Here is a 20,399-nt window from a genome sequence, read left to right as displayed (position 1 = left end):
AGCTCCTACAGGGGTTTGGGCAATGCTTAGGTGGCAGTAATTCGCCAGATACCGAACGGCTGATACGCCGGGTCAATGCGCATGAACTGGTATTTGCCGTGCCAGTCCCAGCGATGCCCGTTCATCAAGTCTTCGCCGTGGGTGGTCGCATCGTCGGGCAGGCCCATTTCCCACAGCGGCAGTTCAAAATTCGCTTCCTGCACGTTGTGCGGATCAAGGCTGACCGCGACCAGAATGAAATTGCTGCCGTCAAAACTGCGCTTGCCGAAAAACAGGATGTTGTCGTTCCACGCGTTGTAGACCGTCAGGCCCAGATGCGTGTGCAGCGCCGGGTTCTGCCGGCGAATACGGTTGAGCTGGGCGATCTCGGCAATGATGTTGCCCGGCGCGGTGAAGTCGCGGACACGGATCTCGTACTTCTCCGAGTCGAGGTATTCCTCTTTGCCCGGCACCGGCGCCGACTCGCACAGCTCGAACCCCGAATACATGCCCCACAGGCCTGAACCCATGGTTGCCAGCGCGGCGCGGATGAGAAATCCCGGACGCCCGGATTCGTGCAGGAACGCCGGGTTGATGTCCGGCGTGTTGACGAAGAAGTTCGGCCGGTAGCATTCGCGCCACGGCGATTCATTCAGCTCAGTGAAATACGTCGCCAGCTCAGTCTTGCTGTTGCGCCAGGTGAAATAGGTATAGCTCTGGGTGTACCCGACCTTGCCCAGCCGCGCCATCATCGCCGGCGTGGTGAAAGCTTCGGCGAGGAAGATGACTTCCGGGTACAGCGCGCGAACGTCGGCGATCAGCCATTGCCAGAACGGCAGGGGCTTGGTGTGCGGATTGTCGACACGAAAGATCTTCACGCCCTCCTCGACCCAACCAATGACAATGTCGCGCAACTCGACCCACAGGCTCGGAATCGCGTCCGGTGCATAGAAGTCGACGTTGACGATGTCCTGATATTTCTTCGGTGGGTTCTCGGCGTATTTGATCGTGCCGTCGGGACGCCAGTTGAACCAGCCCGGATGCTGTTTGAGCCACGGGTGATCCTGGGAACACTGAATGGCGAAGTCGAGGGCGATTTCCAGACCGTGATCGGCGGCAGCGGCCACCAGTCGACGGAAATCCTCGCGGGTGCCGAGTTGCGAGTGAATCGCCTCGTGACCGCCCTCCTCACTGCCGATGGCATAAGGGCTGCCCGGATCATCGGGACCGGCGGTCAGGGAATTGTTGCGGCCCTTGCGATGGGCGCGGCCAATCGGGTGGATCGGCGTGAAGTAAAGGACGTCGAAGCCCATGTCCTGAATCATCGGCAAACGCGCGTGCACGTCATTGAAGGTGCCGTGACGGTGAGGATCGTCGGTGATCGAGCGCGGGAACAGTTCGTACCAACTGGCAAACTCAGCAAGTTCGCGTTCGACGTCCACCGGGAACTCCGGACTGACGCTCAGGTAAGCGCGGTGATCGGCCTCAGCCATCAATTGCGCACTGCGCGAGTGCAGGAATAGCGCAACCTGCTCGGTTTCGAGCAACCCGGACAATTCGTGATGCAACGCGGCGAGCTGTTCGCTGAGCTGGCCTTCGCTGCGTTCGGCGGCCTGTTGCACCATGGTTCTGCCTTCCTGCAACTCCAGCGAAACAGGCACAGCGGCGCTGTGTTTCTTCTCCAGTTCATATTGGAAACTGCCGAAATGGTCGATCCACGCTTCGATGCGATAGAGGAAGCGTCCTTGGTGCTCAGGGCGGAACTGGCCTTGCCAGCCATTGTTGCCCTGATCAGCCATGACCTCGGTTTGCCAGGTCTCCTCGCCCTCTTCGCGCCAGCGGATGCGCACGGCGAGTTTGTCGTGGCCGTCGGCAAATACTTTGCTGGTGACCACAATTTCACGGCCGGCAATCGACTTCACGGCGAACTGCCCGCCATCGAGGGTCGGCATGGTGTTTTCGATGACAATGCGCGGCAGCAGCAACGCCTGCGACAGCGGCATGTGCGGGTTATAGCTCAGTTCAGAAGGTCTTTCAGCAGTCATTGAGCATCTCTCCTTAACGCCCCAAGGACGCTCTTGTGCCGGATCAGTGTTCACAACGAAGCACCTGCCCCGAAATGAACTCACTTAGGTTCCGAGCGGCCGGCGCCGGGAAAAGTTCAGATAAAATTGCCGTGTCAGAAAAGCGGATCGAATCGCGTGCAGGGTGGTCAATCCACTTAAGCACTTCTCACGCCATGTGCCACACGGAGGTCATCAGATGAACATCCCGATCCCGGCCGAAACGCCTGATCCCAACATCGACAAACCCACTTTGCCCGAGACTGAGCCGCAGCCGATTCCGGAGCAGGAACCGCCCGGCACCACGCCACCGCCGAAAGAAGAACCGCCGAGCACGATGCCGCCCGTTATCGTTTGATCACCGATGTAGCTCATGTAGGAGCTGCCGCAGGCTGCGATCTTTTGATCTTGGTTTTAGACAATCAAAGTCAAAAGCTCGCAGCCTTCGGCAGCTCCTACAGGGGTTAGCAATCATTGGCTACAGATGTCTGTTCTTTTCATCGTCGTTTTCGAACAGCCGTACAATTCGCGGCATCACGCTGAAAATGCCCAGCGCCAGGAAGGTACTGAGCAGCGCCGTCGCTTCCCTGCCCAACCCGGCCGCCACACCAATCGCTGCCGTCATCCACAACCCGGCAGCCGTGGTCAGGCCTTTGACATGGCCCTCATCACCTTCCTTGTTTTTCAGAATAGTCCCGGCACCGAGAAAGCCGATCCCGGCAATCACGCCTTGCAGCACACGGCTCATCGCATCGGATTCCGCCCCTGAGGTCTGCGGCACCAATACAAACAACGCAGCCCCCAGCGCCACCAACATATGTGTGCGCACTCCGGCAGCCTTGCCCTTGTGCTCGCGTTCAAAACCGAGGATGCCGCCCAGTACCGCCGCCATCAGCAGGCGCACGGTAATGCGCGTCAATTGCGAAGCATCCGCAACGTCGGCGAATTCCGCCTGCAGGGTTTCCCACACTTCGTGCCACCACGCGTTCATCATCAGTCCTTGTTATTGGCTCGATAGACGATGGACAGCGGCGACCATTAATCAGTTGCGCAGAACGATCGGCGAAGCCTGTGCCCTAACCTTGCAGACACCCCTGAAAAAAGGACTGCCCTCATGCCCCTTCGAGTCGATGAATCCAATCCCGAACAGAAAGTATGTTTTTTCACTGTCGAGAACGGTGAAGAAATCCGCATTTGCGACACCCTGGAAGTGCTCACGGACAGCGACAAGGCCATGTCGTTTGTGGAAATAGACGGCCGGCGCGTGTACATCACCGAAGCAGATGCTGACGCATTGACCGTCGCGGGTGCCAAGGACGGTCGCAAGCACTTGAAGGCTGACGAGAGTGGTTCGGTGATTTGACTGACCTTGATCAACACCCCGCGCAAACGCCTGATATAGGCGTTTGCGCCTTTGTTTGTGGGCTGCTTCAAGTTGTCGCAGGCGTTGCACAGAATCGCATCTGATCCGCTTTTTATTGAAATAGCTGAGTCTGTTATGCAAACAGATCGACGCTCATAGTGCTCTGGCCTGATGGAGGCTGATGAGCGAATAACCATGAGCGAACAAATCCCCGTCCGAACCGTAGAAGCATCCCCAACCATAGCTCCTCATATAAAAAAGGTGCCCGCACGCCCAATGAAGGCGACGGCCAGGTCCAGCGACAACCAGATCCACACCCGCAGCTTCACCGGTCTGTTTCGCACCCTGCGCATGAGCGGCGCGGGATTTCTGTTCGTGCTGTTTTTCGGCACCGTGTGGCTGAACTGGGGCGGACGTCAGGCGGTGCTCTGGGATCTTTCCGAAAGCAAATTTCACATCTTCGGCGCGACCTTCTGGCCGCAGGATTTCATTCTGCTGTCCGCGCTGCTGATCATCGCCGCGTTCGGCCTGTTCGCCATCACCGTGTTCGCTGGCCGGGTCTGGTGCGGCTATACCTGCCCGCAGAGTTCGTGGACGTGGATCTTCATGTGGTGCGAGAAGATCACCGAAGGCGAGCGCAACCAACGCATCAAACTGCAAGCTGCGCCGTGGAGCCTGAACAAACTGGCGCGGCGTGCGGCCAAGCACACCCTGTGGCTGGCAATCAGCGTGCTGACCGGCCTGACCTTTGTCGGTTACTTCACGCCGATCCGGCCACTGGCCGAAGAACTGCTGACCCTGCAAATCGGCGGGGTCAGCCTGTTCTGGGTGCTGTTTTTCACCGCTGCGACTTACATCAACGCCGGTTGGCTGCGCGAGGCGGTGTGCATGCACATGTGTCCGTATGCGCGGTTCCAGAGCGTGATGTTCGATAAGGACACCCTGGCGATCTCCTATGACGTTGCCCGTGGCGAAAACCGTGGCCCGCGCAAGCGCGACGTGAAACCGCTTGAAGCCGGCCTCGGTGATTGCATCGACTGCCAGTTGTGCGTGCAGGTCTGCCCGACCGGCATCGACATCCGCGACGGCTTGCAGATGGAATGCATCGGCTGCGCGGCGTGCATCGACGCCTGCGATTCGATCATGGACAAAATGAACTACCCGCGCGGGTTGATCCGCTACAGTTCCGAGCGCGAGTTGCAGGGTGGCAAAACCCACCTGCTGCGCCCGCGTCTGATCGGCTACACCGTGGTGCTGGTGGCGATGATCGGCGCATTGGCACTGGCGCTGGTCGAACGGCCAATGGTTTCGCTGGATGTAACCAAGGATCGCGGGTTGTTCCGCGAGAACGGTCAGGGCCAGATCGAAAACATCTACACCCTTAAGGTCATCAACAAGACCCAGCAGCGCCAAGACTACAACCTGAGCCTGGTCGACGGTGACGGCTTCCAGTTGCAAGGCAAGACCGAGTTGAGCCTGGCCCCGGGGGAAATTGTCGATGTGCCAGTGTCGGTGGCGATGACCACGGAACGCCCGGCCAGCAGTTCGCAGACCTTGAGTTTCAAGATTGCCGACAGCGATGAGCCGGAGGTTTACAGCGTGGCGAAGAGCAGGTTTGTTGCGCCGATGAATCGTTGAGCCGTTAGAATCCGCTCCCTCACCCCAGCCCTCTCCCAGGGGTAGAGGGGGCCGACCGAGGTGTCTGTCGCTATACATCGACCTGACAGACCGAGTCGATTATGGATTCAGCAAAGCATTTTCAGGCTGAATCGACTATGGATTCAGCAAAGCACTTTCAGGCTGAGTCGATTGAGGATTCAGCAAAACATTTTCAGGCTGAGTCGATTACGGATTCAGCAAAGCACTTTCAGGTCGGTGTAGTTCCCAAGCATCCCCCAATCAGTCCCCTCTCCCTCTGGGAGAGGGCTAGGGTGAGGGGCAGTTCCCCTGACACACCTCATCATCAACCAGCACCAAGGCTCCTCGATGAAACGCTACGAAAAATTCGCCGACGACATCGCTGAACTGATCCGCTCCGGCGTCCTTGGCCCCGGCCAGCGCGTGCCTTCGGTGCGTTACGCCAGCCAGACCTACGGGGTCAGCCCGTCCACGGTGTTCCAGGCCTATTACCTGCTCGAACGCCGCGGCCTGATCCGCGCGCGACCGCGCTCCGGCTATTTCGTCAACACCCACGCGCCGAGCCCGTTCTCGGAACCGGTGATCAGCAGCCACGTCAACGATTCCACCGAAGTCGACGTCAGCGAACTGGTGTTCTCGGTCCTCGATTCGATCAAGGACCCGAGCACCGTGCCATTCGGCTCAGCGTTCCCCAGCCCGACCCTGTTCCCGTTGCAGCGCCTGTCGCGTTCGCTGGCCAGCGCCGCACGCGAGATGGATCCGCGCATGGTTGTCACCGACATGTCACCGGGCAACCCGCAACTGCGCCGGCAGATTGCCCTGCGCTACATGGTCGGCGGGTTGATGCTGCCGATGGAAGAATTGCTGATCACCAACGGCGCCCTTGAAGCGTTGAACCTGTGCCTGCAAGCCGTCACCGAACCGGGCGATCTGGTGGCCATCGAAGCCCCGGCGTTCTACGCCAGCCTGCAAGTGCTCGAACGGCTGAAACTCAAAGCCGTGGAAATTCCCGTGCACCCGCGCGACGGCATCGACCTCGGCGTGCTCGCGCAAACCCTGGAACGCCATCCGATCAAGGCTTGCTGGTGCATGACCAGTTTCCAGAACCCGATGGGCGCAACCATGCCTGAGGCGAAGAAACAGGAACTGGTCGAACTGCTGCGCCGCCACCAAGTGCCGCTGATCGAAGACGACGTCTACGCCGAACTCTATTACGGCCAGCAGGCGCCGAAACCGGCCAAGGCATTCGACACTGAAGGGCTGGTGATGCACTGCGGTTCGTTCGCCAAAAGCCTGGCCCCCGGCTACCGCATCGGCTGGGTCGCCGCCGGACGTTACGCGCAGAAAATCGAACGTCTGAAACTGATGACTTCGCTGTGCGCCTCGATGCCCGCACAAGCAGCGATTGCCGACTACCTGCAACACGGCGGTTATGACCGCCACCTGCGCAAACTGCGTTACGCACTGGAAGAACAGCAGAGCGCAATGCTCGCGGCGATCGCCCGCTACTTCCCGGCGCAGACGCGGGTCAGCCAACCGGCGGGCGGCTACTTTTTGTGGCTGGAACTGCCACCGCAAATGGATTCATTGAAGTTGTTTCAGATGGCACTGGCGCAGGGGATCAGCATTGCGCCGGGGCCGATTTTCTCGCCGACGCAGCGCTTCCGCAATTGCATTCGGTTGAACTATGGCAGCCCTTGGACCGAGGACTCGGAAAAGGCGATGGAGACGTTGGGGCGGATTGTGCGGTCGTTCTGACAGTTGGATGTTGCCTGTGCTGGCGCCATCGCTGGCAAGCCAGCTCCCACAGTGATCTCTGTCACCGCATAGGTTGTGTACGACACAGAAACCTGTGGGAGCTGGCTTGCCAGCGATGGGGCCGGATCAGGCAACACAAATCTCAAAGATCAGCGCCCGCCCCCCAAATCAACAAACGTACCCGTCGCATACGAAGCCTTATCCGACAACAACCAGACAATCGCTTCCGCCACCTCATCCGGCCGTCCGCCACGGGCCATCGGAATCGCCGACTCGAGCTTGCTGACCCGATCCGGATCGCCGCTCAAGGCGTGGAAATCGGTATAGATGTAACCCGGGCGCACCGCGTTGACCCGAATCCCCTCTCCCGCGACTTCCTTGGACAAACCGATAGTGAAGGTGTCGAGCGCACCTTTGGACGCCGCGTAATCGACGTATTCGTTCGGCGAGCCCAGACGCGCGGCCACCGACGACACATTGACGATGCTGCCGCCCTGCCCGCCGTGTTTGGGCGACATGCGCAGGATCGCGTGCTTGGCGCAAAGAATCGGCGCCAGGACATTGGTTTTCATGATTTTGAGGATACGGAATTCGGACATTTCGTCGACCCGCGACTTTTGTCCGACGGTGCCGGCGTTGTTCACCAGTGCCGTGACCCGGCCCAACTCGGTGTCGACCCGATGGAACAGCGCGATCACTTCGTCTTCGATGCTGACGTCGGCACGTACGGCGATGGCCTGGGCGCCCAATGCGCGGACCTGCTCCAGTACGCTGTGCGCGGCCTGTTCATCCGACTGATAGTTGATGCAGATCCGATAGCCTTGCTCGGCAGCCAACAGCGCCGTGGCCGCGCCAATCCCGCGCCCGCCACCGGTGATCACAATGACTTTATCCATGCTGGCCTTTCCCCCAAATGCACACGTAACAGTCGGGGGGAAGAATAACCGCCATTGGCGGGTTTTGCATGGAGTCTGTGGTGTCTGAGCAGACGCCTTCGCGAGCAAGCTCGCTCCCACAGGGGGATGCATTCCAAATGTGGGAGCGAGCTTGCTCGCAAAGAACGATAACGCGCTCGATCAGACCGCCGCTAACTGCTGAGTTCGAGCAATATCCTGCATGAATTTTTCCGCCGGCATCGGATGCCCCAGCAGATAACCCTGCAACGAATCACAGCCCAGTTCAGTCAGAAACGCCTGCTGCACACCGGTCTCGACACCTTCAGCGACAATGCGCAAACCCAGTGCCTGCCCCAACGCGACAATCGCCGAGACAATCGCCGCATCGTCGCTGTCATGCTCCAGATCGCGCACAAACCCACGATCAATCTTCAGCTCGTTGGCCGGCAAGCGCTTGAGGTACATCAGGCTGGAGTAACCGGTGCCAAAGTCATCGATCGACAGATCGACGCCCATGTCCGAGAGTTCCTGCAACACCATCATGCTCGCATCGGCGTCGCTCATGGCCGTGGTCTCGGTGATTTCCAGGGTCAGGCTGTTGGCCGGCAAGTGGTGAGTAGCCAGCGCCTTGGCCACGCTGCGCACCAGCCCCGTGTGGCAGAACTGCAACGCCGACAGGTTCACCGCGATACGCCAATCGGTGTAACCGAGCACGTACCATTCGCGCATCTGGCGACAGGCTTCGTTGAGCACCCAGTCACCGATCGGAATGATCAGACCGGATTTCTCGGCCAGGTCGATAAACTTGTCCGGCATCAGCATGCCGTGGATCGGGTGTTGCCAGCGCAGCAGCGCTTCAGCCCCGACCGGGCGGCCGTTGGCGGCGTCGAATTTGGGTTGGTAATGCAAGCTGAACTGGCTGTGTTCCAGCGCCGCGCGCAGGTCCTGCAACAACTGCAACTGCTTGCGGGCGTTGTTGTTCATCGATGCATCGAAGAAGCTGTAACCGTTTTTTCCGCCGCCCTTGGCGTGGTACATCGCCGCGTCGGCGTTCATCAACAATTCTTGCGCGGTCTGGCCATTGCCCGGGTACAGGGCGATACCGACACTGGCGGAGATCTGCAAGTCATGCTCGGCGACACGGAACGATTGTGCGATCAGGCCGACCTGACGTGCCGCCAGCCCCAGCGCGTCATTGGGTTCGGTCAGGCGCACGAGCAGCACGAACTCATCGCCACCAATGCGCGCCAAGGTGTCCTGGCCGCGCAAGTCTTCGCGCAGACGCACGCCCACTTCGCGCAACAACTGATCGCCCATGTGATGACCGAAGGCATCGTTGACCGGTTTGAAGCCGTCCAGATCGATGAACATCAAGGCAAAACAGCCGCCCTGCTCCTGGACCTTTTTCATCGCCTGATTGATCCGGTCGTCGAGCAGCATGCGGTTCGGCAGACCGGTCAGGGTGTCGTGCAGGGCCAGTTGCGTGAGTTCGCGATTGGCCACGGTCAACGAATGCGCCAGATCGGCTGTGCGCGCTTCAAGGCGTGCGTCGAGAATCGAGGTCAGCAGGGCAATCGACAGCACCGCCAGCGTGGTGATCAGCACCAGACTGTCGAGGCCATTGCCCTTCAAACCGTTGACGGTGGCACCGCAGAAACTGCCGTCAGGAAATTGCGCGGCGGCCATGCCAGTGTAGTGCATGCCGACAATGGCGATACCCATGATGATCGCCGCGCCGGCACGAATCAGGCGCACATACGGCGAGTGCTGACGCAGGCGGAAGGCAATCCACAGCGCCGCAGCCGACGCGCCGACCGCAATCAGCAATGAGGCGCCAAACAGCGTCGGGTCGTAGTCGATTCCCGGCGTCATGCGCATCGCCGCCATGCCGGTGTAATGCATGGCACTGATCCCGGCACCCATGATCAACGCGCCAAAAGCCAGTTGCAGAATTGGCAGTTTCGGCTGGCTGACCAGCCACAAGGCGAAGCCGCAGGACAACACGGCAATCAACAGTGAGAGCGCGGTCAGGGTGATGTCGTAACCAAGGTCAATCGGCAGTTTGAAGGCGAGCATGCCAATGAAATGCATCGACCAGACGCCGATGCCCATAGCAAATGCACCGCCGGCGGTCCAGAAATGCACCGCACGGCCCTTGGCCGTGGCAATGCGACCGGTGAGGTCGAGCGCGGTGTAGGAAGCGAGGATCGCCACGCACAACGAAATGAAAACCAGGGTGGAGGAATAACTACCGATGAGCATGGGATTTCTCGTGGCCACCCGACGCGACTTGCGTCCGTTCTCGGTCGGGCAAATGCGGCGATTGTACTGATTACGCGGAAGAACGCACTGACAAAGTAATCAAATTGCCATCAAGCCGATGAAACGCTTGTTTGATCGTTCGAGATGCCTCTGAAAGGGGGCTTTCTGAACCTTGCGCGATCATTGTGGGAGCGAGCCTGCTCGCGAATGGGCTCTCTCATTTGATCGTTCCCACGCTCCGCGTGGGAATGCAGCCCGGGACGCTCCGCGTCCCTTCAAAGCCGAACGCGGAGCGTCCATTGAGGCATTCCCACGCAGAGTGTGGGAACGATCAGTGAAGCCAACCTTCAGCGGGTGTTATCGCTGACATCCAGTTGCCCATCCCAACCGCCGCCCAGCGCGGCAATCAACTGCACGCTGGCAATCAAGCGGCTTTGCAGGATGTTCAGCACGTTGCGCTCGTTGCTCAGCGCCGTGGCCTGCACGACCACGACATCGATGTAAGCAATCAGACCAGCCTTGTACTGGTTTTCGGTCAGGCGCAGGGAGTCGCGGGCCGCATCCAGCGCTTCCTGGCGCACCGCCGCTTCGTCTTCGTACACCTTGAGCTGCACCAGATAGTTTTCCACCTCGCGGAAACCGTCGAGCACGGTCTGGCGGTATTTGGCCACGGTTTGGTCATACACCGCCTCGGTGCGGTCGACTTCTGCCGAACGAATGCCCCCGTCAAACAGCGGCAGCGCCAGTTTCGGCCCGACCGACCAGAAACGGTTCGGCAGGCTGACCAGGTTCTGCGAGGTACTGCTGCTGTAGCCGCCGCTCAGGCTCAGGGTCAGGTCGGGGTAATACGCCGCTTTGGCCACGCCGATATTGGCGTTGGCGGCAATCACCGAACGCTCCGCCGAAGCGATGTCCGGGCGCCGCTCCAGCAACTGCGAGGGCAGGCTCAACGGCACCTGCGGCAGCTTCGGAATGGTCTGCACTTCGGCAATGTTGAAGTCCGCCGGCGCTTGCCCGGTCAGTACGGCAATCGCATTTTCGAACTGCGCACGCTGCCAGATCAGGTCGACCAGATCAGCCTGGGTGCTTTTCAGTTGAGTCTGCGCCTGCGCCACCGCATCGCGCCCGGAAACCCCGGCGCGGTACTGGTTCTGCGTCATTTTCAGCGAGCGTTCGTAGGCGGCGACCGTGGCTTCGAGCAGACGTTTCTGCTGATCGATCACGCGCAGTTGCAGGTAGTTCTGCACCAGCTCCGATTGCTGACTCAGGCGCATGGCCGCCAGATCGGCAAAACTGGCCTGGGCGCTGGCCTCATCGGCTTCCAGGCCACGGCGCAATTTGCCCCAGACGTCGGCTTCCCAACTGACGCCCAGCTCGGCGTTATAGGTGTCGCGGATGCCACTGGACGAACTGCTCAGGCTCGAACTGCTGCTGCCAGTGCCCTGACTGGAGCGGGTTTTGCCCAGGCTCAAATCCACTTTGGGATAAAACGCGCCACGGGCACTGCGCACCAAGGCCTGAGCCTGACGGTACTGGGCTTCCGACTGCGCGACGGTCTGGTTGGAATTGTTGAGCTTTTCGATCAACCCGTTGAGTTGCTGATCGCCGTACAACTCCCACCAGGCACCACGGGCCAGCGAATCGCTCGGGTTGGCCTGAGTCCAGCCCTCGGCCTCCTTGTACTGGGCAATTTGCGCAGTTTGCGGGCGTTGGTAGTCCGGGCCGACGGCGCAGGCACTGAGCATCGCCACGCACAGTGACAGGCTCAGCAAGCGCGAGCCCCGAGCAGTGGCCAGATTGATAAGCGAACGGTCAGTCATAGCGGAGTTTCCAGAGCGGCGTCAGTACGCACGCCACGCCATTTGTTGAAACGATGGCGCAGCTTGTCGAGATAGAGGTAAACCACAGGTGTGGTGTAAAGCGTCAGCACCTGGCTGAAAATCAGCCCGCCGATGATGGTCAGGCCCAGCGGCTGGCGCATTTCCGCGCCCTCGGCCCGGCCGAGCAGCAATGGCAAGGCACCAAGAATCGCCGCCAGCGTGGTCATCAGAATCGGCCGTAGCCGTTGCAGACAGGCGCTGCGGATCGACTCCAGCGGCGACAGGCCCTGATGCCGCTCCAGTTGCAAAGCCAGGTCGATCATCAGAATCGCGTTTTTCTTTACCACGCCAATCAGCAGGAACAACCCGAGCAACGAGATCAGGCTGAACTCGCCGCCCAGCGCATAGATCGACAGCAACGCGCCGACACCGGCCGACGGCAGGGTCGACAGAATCGTCAGCGGATGGATGTAGCTTTCATACAACACGCCCAGCACCAGATACACCGCCAGCAACGCGCCGAGAATCATGAACGGCTGGCTCTTCTGCGTCGCGGCAAAGGCATCGGCAGTACCGGCCATTTTCGCGATGATGTCTTCCGGCAAGCCGAGCTTGGCAATCGCCCGCTCGATCGCAGCACTGCCCTGCTCCACCGTCACGCCTTCGGCCATGTCGAAGGAGATGTCTTCGGAAGCGAACTGGCCTTCGTGGCTGACGCGGTCGTCTTCCAGGCTGTTTTCGTAATGAGCGAACGTCGACAGCGGCACCCGCGCACCGTCAGCGGTGATCACCTGCACCTGCTTGAGCGTCACCGGGTCCTGGGCGTATTTCGGATTGACCTCCATCACCACCTGATACTGGTTGAGGCTGTCGTAGATCGTCGAAATCTGCCGCTGGCTGTAGGCGTTGTTCAGCACGGCCGTGACCATGTCCATGTCGACACCGAGGCGTTTGGCCTGGTCACGGTCGACAATCAGCGTCACTTGTTGCGCCCCGGCGCCTTCACGGGCATCGATGGCGGTCAGTTCGGGCAGGGCTCGCAGTGCCGCGACCACTTTCGGGAACCATTTACGCAACTCGCCGAGGTCGCCGCTTTGCAGGATGTAGCTGTATTGCGAACTGGTCTGCTCGCGCCCGCCGCCAAATTGCAGATCCTGGTCAGCCATCAGCATCAACTGCGCACCAGGCACCTTGGGCATTTCCTTGCGCAGGCGCTCGATGACTTTCTGCGCCGACAGCTGACGCTCCTTGATCGGTTTCAGACGCACGATCATGAACGCGTTGTTGGTGCCGTTATTGCCGCCAATGAACCCGGCCACACTTTCCACCGCGTCGTCCTTGAGCACCGCGCGGCGGAAGGTTTCCATTTTCGGCTGCATCACGCTGAACGACAGGCCGTCGTCACCGCGCACAAAACCGATCAACTGGCCGGTGTCCTGCTGCGGCATGAAGGTTTTCGGCACCACTACATACAACGCGACATTGACGCCCACGGTGATCAGCAGACTGAGCAAGGTCAGACGCCGGTGGCGCAGCACCCAGTCGAGGCTGGTGGCGTATTTGCCGACCATCCAGTCGTTGGTGCGGCGGCTCCAGCGTTGCAGGCGGTTTTCCTGGCCCGGCGTGTGCGGCTTGAGCCAACGGGCGCAGAGCATCGGTGTCAACGTCAGCGAAACCACCAGCGACACGACGATGGCTGCCGCCAGGGTGATGGAAAACTCACGAAACAGGCTCTCGACAATCCCGCCCATGAACAGGATCGAGAGGAACACCGCCACCAGCGAGACGTTCATCGACAACAAGGTGAAACCGACTTCCTTGGCCCCGAGGTACGCGGCCTGCATCGGTTTGACGCCTTCGTCGATGTGCCGGGAAATGTTCTCCAGCACGACAATCGCGTCATCCACCACCAGGCCAGTGGCGAGGATAAGGGCCATCAGCGACAGGTTGTTCAGCGAAAAACCGTAGAGGTACATCACCGCAAAGGTGCCGACCAGCGACACCGGCACCGCCAATGTCGGAATCAGCGAGGCGCGGAAGTTACCGAGGAACAGGAACACCACCAGAATCACCAGCGCCACGGCAATCAGCAGGGTCATCTCGGCTTCGTGCAGCGTGGCTTTGATGACTGGCGAACGGTCCATGGCCAGATTGAGCTTCACACTGGCCGGCAACACCGCTTGCAAGGCCGGCAGTTGTGCCTTGATCTCGTTGACCGTCTCGATGATGTTGGCGCCAGCCTGGCGGTTGATCACCAGCAGCACCGCCGCGTCATCGTTGAAGAAACCGCTGTTGTAGCGGTCTTCGACGCCGTCGCTGACCTTGGCCACGTCCTTGAGGCGCAGCGCAGCGCCGTCGGCGTAGTGGATGATCAGTGATTCGTAATCCTTGGCTTTTTCCAGCTGGTCATTGGCCTGGATCTGCCACAGGCGTTGACCGTCCTCGACCGAACCCTTCGGCCGGCGTACGTTGGCATCGGCGATGGTCTTGCGTACATCGTCGAGCGCCACGCCGTACTGGTTCAGCGCCTGCGGTTCGAGTTCGATACGCACCGCTGGCAGCGAACTGCCGCCGATCTGCACTTCGCCGACACCCTGCACTTGCGACAGGCTCTGGGAAAGAATGGTCGAGGCCAAATCGTAGAGCTGGCCTTTTTCAAGGACATCGGAGGTCAGCGACAGCACCATGATCGGCGCCTGCGACGGGTTGACCTTCTTGTAGGTCGGCATGCTGCGCATCCCGCTCGGCAGCAGATTGCGCGAAGCGTTGATCGCCGCCTGCACTTCCCGCGCGGCACCGTTGATGTCGCGGTCGAGATCAAATTGCAGAATGACCCGGGTCGAACCCTGACTGGAGCGGCTGCTCATGGTGTTAACGCCGGCGATCGCACCGAAGGAACGCTCCAGCGGCGTCGCCACCGTCGAGGCCATCACCTCCGGACTCGCGCCCGGCAGACTGGCCTGCACGACGATCACCGGGAAATCCATCTGCGGCAGTGGCGACACCGGCAACAGGCCGAAACTGACACCGCCCAGCAGCATGATCGCCAGGCTCAGCAGCATTGTGGCGACCGGGCGCTTGATGAAAGGACCGGAGAGGTTCATTGACCGCGATCTCCGCCTTCACCGCAGATCCCTGTGGGAGCGAGCCTGCTCGCGAATGCAATCTTGTATTCAACAATGATGTTGCCTGACAGGCCGCTTTCGCGAGCAGGCTCGCTCCCACCAGGAATGTGCGCTGTTTGCAAAGTCATACCGCCACCTCTTCGCGGTCGGCATTGGTCTTGCCAAAGCGCCGTCCGAGGCGGTCGAAATACAGGTAGATCACTGGCGTGGTGAACAGCGTTAGTACCTGGCTCACCAATAGACCACCGACCATCACCAGACCCAGTGGCTGACGCAGTTCCGCCCCGGAACCAGTGGCGAGCATCAACGGCACCGCACCAAACAGCGCCGCCAGCGTGGTCATCAGAATGGGCCGGAAGCGCAGCAGCGCTGCCTGATAGATCGCCTGTTCCGGCGCCATACCTTGGGTGCGCTCAGCGTCGAGGGCGAAGTCGATCATCATGATCGCGTTCTTCTTGACGATGCCGATCAACAGAATGATGCCGATGATCGCGATCATGCCCAGGTCATTACCGCTGAGCAGCAACGCCAGCAACGCGCCGACCGCTGCCGACGGCAAGGTCGAGAGAATGGTGATCGGGTGAATGTAGCTCTCGTAAAGCACGCCCAGCACGATGTACATGGTCACCACCGCCGCCAGAATCAGCAGCAAGGTGCTCGACAGCGACGCCTGGAAGGCTTCGGCCGCGCCCTGGAACTGGGTCTGCACGCCGACCGGCATGCCGATGTCCTTCTGCACCTGTTCGATAATGTCGACCGCATGCCCCAGCGCCACCCCGGGCGCCAGGTTGAACGACATCATCACCGCCGGGAACTGGCCGATATGGGTGATCGCCAATTGCGCCTGCCGCTCTTCGACATGGGCCAGACTCGACAGGCGCACCTGCGCGCCGTCAGTGGTCTTCACATGAATCTGGTCCAGCGCCTGCGGGCCGATCTTCTCTCCGGCCTGGGCTTGCAGCACCACGCGGTACTGGCTGGCCTGGGTGTAAATGGTCGAGATCTGCCGCTGGCCGAAAGCGTCGTACAGTGCATCGGTGATATTCGCCACCGAGACACCAAGGCGTGACGCGGCATCGCGGTCGATCACCAGATAAACCTGCAAGCCCTTGTCCTGCAAATCACTGGCAACGTCGGTCAGTTCCGGCTGCCGGGCCAGCGCTTCGACCAGACGGCTGCTCCACTGGCTGAGCAGTTCGGAATCCGGCGAGGACATGCTGAACTGATATTGGGTACGGCTGACGCGGTCCTCGATGGTCAGGTCCTGCACCGGTTGCATGAACAGGCGGATGCCGACCAGTTTGTCCAGTTGCGGCTGAAGGCGCGCAATCACTTCAGTGGCGCTCAGATCGCGCTCGCCGTGGGGCTTGAGGTTGATCAGCAAGCGGCCGCTGTTGAGCGTGGCGTTATCGCCGTCGACACCGATGTAGGACGACAGGCTCTGCACCGCCGGATCTTCAAGAATGATTTTCGCCAGTTGCTGCTGACGCTCGCCCATCGCGGCAAAGGAAATCGACTGCGGCGCCTCGGAAATGCCCTGAATCACCCCGGTGTCCTGCACCGGGAAGAAGCCCTTCGGCACGACCATATAGAGGAACACGGTCAACCCCAGCGTAGCGATGGCCACCAGCAAGGTCAGTGGCTGGTGCTTGAGTACCCAGCGCAGCATCCGACCGTACTCGGCGATCATCCAGTCAATCACCGCACCACTGGCGCGGTAGAAACGGCCCTGCTCGTGTTCTTCCGGTTCACGCTTGAGCAGACGCGCGCACATCATCGGCGTCAGGGTCAGCGAGACCACCAGCGAAATCAGGATGGCCACGGCCAGAGTGATGGCAAATTCGCGGAACAACCGCCCGACCACGTCGGCCATGAACAACAGCGGAATGAGTACCGCGATCAGCGACAGCGTCAGGGAAATCAGGGTAAAGCCGATCTGCTTGGCGCCCTTGAGCGCAGCCTGCATCGGGCTGTCGCCCTCTTCGATGAAACGCGCGATGTTCTCAAGCATGACGATGGCATCGTCGACCACGAAACCGGTAGCAATGGTCAGCGCCATCAGGGTCAGGTTGTTGACCGAGAAGCCGGCCAGGTACATCACGCCGAAGGTGCCGATCAGCGACAGCGGCACGGCCACCGACGGAATGATCGTGGCACTGGCGCGGCGCAGGAACAGGAACGTCACCATCACCACCAGGGCGATGGCGATCAGCAATTCGTGCTGCACGTCGGTGACCGAGGCGCGAATGGTCTGCGTACGGTCGGTCAGCACGGTGACATCGAGGCCGGCCGGCAGGTTGTCGGTGATGCTCGGCAGCAGTGCCTTGATACGGTCGACCACCTCGATCACGTTGGCGCCCGGTTGACGCTGGATGTTCAGCAACACCGCCTGATTCTGGTTGGCCCACGCAGCAAGGCGCTCGTTCTCGGCGCCATCGACGATTTCCGCCACGTCCTTGAGCCGCAATGGCGCGCCGTTCTTGTAGGCGAGGATCAGGTTGGCGTAGTCCTCGGGCGAGGTCAGTTGGTCGTTGGCATCGAGCATCGACACCCGCGTCGGGCCATCGAAGTTACCCTTCGGCTGGTTGACGTTGGAGGCGCCGATCAAGGTACGCACGTCCGCCAGGTTCAGGCTGTTGGCAGCCAGCGCCTCCGGGTTGACCTTGATGCGCACGGCCTGCCGTTGACCGCCGGCAATGCTGACCATGCCGACCCCACTGATCTGGGCGATTTTCTGCGCCATGCGCGTATCGACCAGGTCGTTGAGCTTGGGCAGCAGCATGGTTTTCGAGGTGATGGCCAGGGTCAGTACCGGGGTGTCCGCCGGATTGACCTTGTTGTACACCGGCGGCGCCGGCAAATCGGTCGGCAGCAGATTGGTCGCGGCGTTGATCGCGGCTTGCACCTGCTGCTCGGCGACGTCCATGTTGATGTCGAGGCTGAAACGCAGGGTCAGCACCGACGCACCGCCGGAGCTGGTCGAGGCCATTTGCGTGAGGCCCGGCATCTGCCCGAACTGGCGCTCAAGCGGCGCGGTCACGGCGCTGGTCATCACGTCCGGGCTGGCGCCGGGATACAGGGTCATGACGCGGATGGTCGGGTAATCGACCTGTGGCAATGCCGACACCGGCAACAAGCGATAAGCGATCAGACCGGCCAGAACAATGGCCAGCATGCTCAGGGTGGTGGCTACCGGTCGGAGGATAAACAGCCGCGAAATGTTCATGCGCCCTTCTTGGCCTTGTCAGTGACCGCAGCGTCTGGCGTCTGAGCGGCGGACTTGCCTTGCAGGTGTTCGGTCGGGGTGGTCGGCACTTGATTGCTGTCGTTGACCACTTCCACTTCGCTACCTTCCTTCAAGCGGTCGGTGCCTTCCAGCACCACGCGGTCGCCGGCGGCCAGGCCTTCGGTGACCACGGTGTTTTCGCCATCACTGGCGCCGATCTTCAGTTGGCGAATGGTGACTTTCTTGTCGCCGTCCAGCGCATAGACGAAGGTGCCGTTGGTGCCGAACTGGATGGCTGCCGACGGCGCCAGCACCACGCCTTTCAGTGTGTCAGCCAGCAAGTGAACGTTGACGAACTGGTTGGGGAACAGCGCCTGATCACGGTTGTCGTAGCGCGCCTTGAACTTCAGGGTGCCGGTGGCAACGTCGATCTGGTTGTCGAGGCTTTGCAGTACGCCGGTGGCTTGCAGTTTGGTGTCGCCGCGATCCCAGGCTTCGGCCGGCAGCTTGGCGCCGCTGCGATAGCGGGCGAGCACGGTGTCGAGGCTGTTTTCCGGCAAGGTGAAAGCGACGCTGATCGGTTGGGTCTGGGTGATCACCGCAAGGGCGGTGGTGTCGTTGGCGGTGACGAGGTTGCCGACGTCCACCTGGCGCAGACCGACACGGCCGGCAATCGGCGCGCGGATCTTGGTGAATTCGAGATTGAGTTTGGCGTCGTTGACTGCGGCCTGATTGGTCTTGACCGTGCCCAGATACTGACCGACCAGCGCTTCGGCGGTGTCCAGCGTCTGTTTGGCGATGCTGTCCTCTTTGTACAAACCGCGATAACGCTCGACGTCAACCTGAGCGTTTTTCAGTTGCGCCTGATTCTGCAGCAACGTGCCTTCGGCCTGCAGCAAGGCGTTCTGGTACGGGCGTGGGTCGATCTCGGCCAGCAGGTCACCGGCCTTGACCATCTGCCCTTCTTCGAAATTGATCTTGACCAGCTCGCCGCCCACCCGGCTGCGCACATTGATGGTGTTGAGAGCGGTCACTGTACCCAGCGCCTTGTAATACAGCGGGAAGTCGCCGGTGACTGCTGGCGCCACGCGTACCGGGATTGGCCCGCTACCACCACCGAAGCCCGGCCGCATCATCCCCGAACGCCCGGTGTGCCCGGCCGCCGCCTTGTCAGCGCCCTCCTTGTGGGCTGAACCGGCGGGCCAGAATTTCCAGCACAGAACGGCGATCACCAACAAGACCAGCAGGCTGATCAGCCAGCGACGGGAGTTACGGGGGGACGATTGCATGGAGTGATTAACCATTGGGCGCGTGGGCTTCTTCTACGGGAGGCTGAACGATAAGCACTGATGGGGAATTAGCAAAGCAGCTTTACCGGCAATTTACTTACACCTTACGTTTCAAGGTGTGAGGCAAAACACTGATACACAAATGAAAACGGCCTGGACAGGGCCAGGCCGTTAACAATTGTAAAAGCGCTTACTTGAGAACGGACAGGGCCGCTTCGTAGTTAGGCTCTTCAGCGATTTCCTTGACCAGTTCGCTGTGCAGAACGTTGTCGTTTTCGTCCAGTACCACAACGGCGCGAGCAGTCAGGCCTTTCAGCGGGCCGTCAGCGATGGCCACGCCGTAGTTCTCGATGAACTCGGCACCGCGCAGGGTCGACAGGTTCTGGACGTTTTCCAGGCCTTCGGCACCGCAGAAACGCGCTTGGGCGAACGGCAGGTCAGCAGAGATGCACAGCACCACGGTGTTGGCGATGTCGTTGGCTTGAGCGTTGAACTTGCGCACGGAGGTGGCGCAGGTCGGGGTGTCGACGCTTGGGAAAATGTTCAGCACTTTGCGCTTGCCGGCAAAGTCTTTCAGGGTGACGTCGGACAGATTGCCGGCAACCAGAGAAAAGGCTGGCGCCTTGGAACCGGCTTGTGGCAACTGGCCGTTGACTTGAACCGGATTGCCTTTAAGGGTGACTTGAGCCATGACTTGAGTCCTTCTGATGTTTTGATTGGAAAGCATGCAAGAGGCCGAAGTTAACCACGAAATGGTCCGACGACCTATGCCCTGCCTGGAAATTGTTGGGTGCCTGCGCGAACAACTGTATACAAAACCGGCGCTATTCCCATGTGGGAGCGAGCCTGCTCGCGAAAGCGTTGGACCAGTCAGCATAAATATTGAACGTGACGACGTCTTCGCGAGCAGGCTCGCTCCCACATTGGATTCTGCGGTGTTACTGGTCTTTTATTTAGAAACCCTGTCGATTCACCGTTGA

The 20,399-nt window shown here is 60.4% G+C and carries 13 protein-coding genes; 4 read left to right on the top strand and 9 right to left on the bottom strand.

Annotated features, from left to right (window positions below):
• Positions 1 to 26: 26 nt before the first annotated feature.
• Positions 27 to 2,024 carry an alpha-1,4-glucan--maltose-1-phosphate maltosyltransferase gene (locus tag QZR14_RS25975; protein WP_311998095.1) on the bottom strand — a complete coding sequence of 666 codons (1,998 nt, stop codon included), beginning with the start codon at positions 2,022 to 2,024 and terminating at the stop codon, positions 27 to 29.
• A 217-nt stretch (positions 2,025 to 2,241) separates the two neighbouring features.
• Here QZR14_RS25975 and QZR14_RS25970 point away from each other — a divergent pair, with 217 nt between their 5' ends.
• Positions 2,242 to 2,400, top strand: a complete 159-nt coding sequence (locus QZR14_RS25970) for a hypothetical protein (RefSeq protein WP_016985118.1) — start codon at positions 2,242 to 2,244, stop codon at positions 2,398 to 2,400.
• Between the two features lie 120 nt (positions 2,401 to 2,520).
• Here the strand turns inward: QZR14_RS25970 and QZR14_RS25965 are convergent, their stop codons facing one another.
• Positions 2,521 to 3,033, bottom strand: a complete 513-nt coding sequence (locus tag QZR14_RS25965; RefSeq protein WP_311998094.1) for an MgtC/SapB family protein — start codon at positions 3,031 to 3,033, stop codon at positions 2,521 to 2,523.
• A 123-nt stretch (positions 3,034 to 3,156) separates the two neighbouring features.
• On the opposite strand from QZR14_RS25965, the gene QZR14_RS25960 reads away from it, so the two are divergent.
• The 3 genes from QZR14_RS25960 (at position 3,157) to mapR (ending at position 6,801) form a co-directional block, all read left to right on the top strand.
• Complete coding sequence (locus tag QZR14_RS25960; protein WP_311998093.1) at positions 3,157 to 3,405, top strand: DUF3203 family protein; 249 nt, start codon at positions 3,157 to 3,159, stop codon at positions 3,403 to 3,405.
• A 195-nt stretch (positions 3,406 to 3,600) separates the two neighbouring features.
• Positions 3,601 to 5,043, top strand: coding sequence for a cytochrome c oxidase accessory protein CcoG (gene ccoG, locus QZR14_RS25955; RefSeq protein ID WP_250604932.1), 1,443 nt, complete (start codon positions 3,601 to 3,603; stop codon positions 5,041 to 5,043).
• A 348-nt stretch (positions 5,044 to 5,391) separates the two neighbouring features.
• Complete coding sequence (gene mapR / locus QZR14_RS25950; RefSeq protein WP_007919188.1) at positions 5,392 to 6,801, top strand: GntR family transcriptional regulator MpaR; 1,410 nt, start codon at positions 5,392 to 5,394, stop codon at positions 6,799 to 6,801.
• Positions 6,802 to 6,950: 149 nt separating this feature from the next.
• Here the strand turns inward: mapR and QZR14_RS25945 are convergent, their stop codons facing one another.
• The 7 genes from QZR14_RS25945 to tpx all read right to left on the bottom strand — a co-directional run bounded on the left by QZR14_RS25945 (position 6,951) and on the right by tpx (position 20,110).
• Positions 6,951 to 7,697 carry an SDR family oxidoreductase gene (locus tag QZR14_RS25945; protein WP_250604931.1) on the bottom strand — a complete coding sequence of 249 codons (747 nt, stop codon included), beginning with the start codon at positions 7,695 to 7,697 and terminating at the stop codon, positions 6,951 to 6,953.
• A 180-nt stretch (positions 7,698 to 7,877) separates the two neighbouring features.
• Positions 7,878 to 9,959, bottom strand: coding sequence for a putative bifunctional diguanylate cyclase/phosphodiesterase (locus QZR14_RS25940; RefSeq protein WP_311998091.1), 2,082 nt, complete (start codon positions 9,957 to 9,959; stop codon positions 7,878 to 7,880).
• Between the two features lie 347 nt (positions 9,960 to 10,306).
• A complete protein-coding gene (locus QZR14_RS25935; RefSeq protein WP_311998090.1) occupies positions 10,307 to 11,779 on the bottom strand; it encodes an efflux transporter outer membrane subunit in 1,473 nt (490 codons plus the stop codon).
• Complete coding sequence (locus QZR14_RS25930) at positions 11,776 to 14,883, bottom strand: efflux RND transporter permease subunit (RefSeq protein ID WP_250604928.1); 3,108 nt, start codon at positions 14,881 to 14,883, stop codon at positions 11,776 to 11,778. The genes QZR14_RS25935 and QZR14_RS25930 overlap by 4 nt, the downstream gene beginning before the upstream one ends.
• Before the next feature lie 145 nt (positions 14,884 to 15,028).
• Entirely contained in the window at positions 15,029 to 18,130 is a 3,102-nt protein-coding gene (locus QZR14_RS25925; protein ID WP_311998089.1) for an MdtB/MuxB family multidrug efflux RND transporter permease subunit, read from the bottom strand.
• Positions 18,127 to 19,434, bottom strand: coding sequence for an MdtA/MuxA family multidrug efflux RND transporter periplasmic adaptor subunit (locus QZR14_RS25920; RefSeq protein ID WP_250604926.1), 1,308 nt, complete (start codon positions 19,432 to 19,434; stop codon positions 18,127 to 18,129). Before QZR14_RS25920 ends, QZR14_RS25925 begins: the two co-directional genes overlap by 4 nt.
• 175 nt (positions 19,435 to 19,609) lie before the next feature.
• Positions 19,610 to 20,110 (bottom strand): thiol peroxidase, encoded by a 501-nt coding sequence (tpx, locus tag QZR14_RS25915; protein WP_007914372.1) that lies wholly within the window; start codon positions 20,108 to 20,110, stop codon positions 19,610 to 19,612.
• Positions 20,111 to 20,399: the final 289 nt, after the last annotated feature.

The sequence above is a fragment of the Pseudomonas sp. rhizo66 genome (genome assembly GCF_031931925.1).
Lineage (GTDB): Bacteria > Pseudomonadota > Gammaproteobacteria > Pseudomonadales > Pseudomonadaceae > Aquipseudomonas.
The sequence above is the reverse complement of the archived record's forward strand: the minus strand, read 5'-3'. Positions and strand labels throughout refer to the sequence as shown.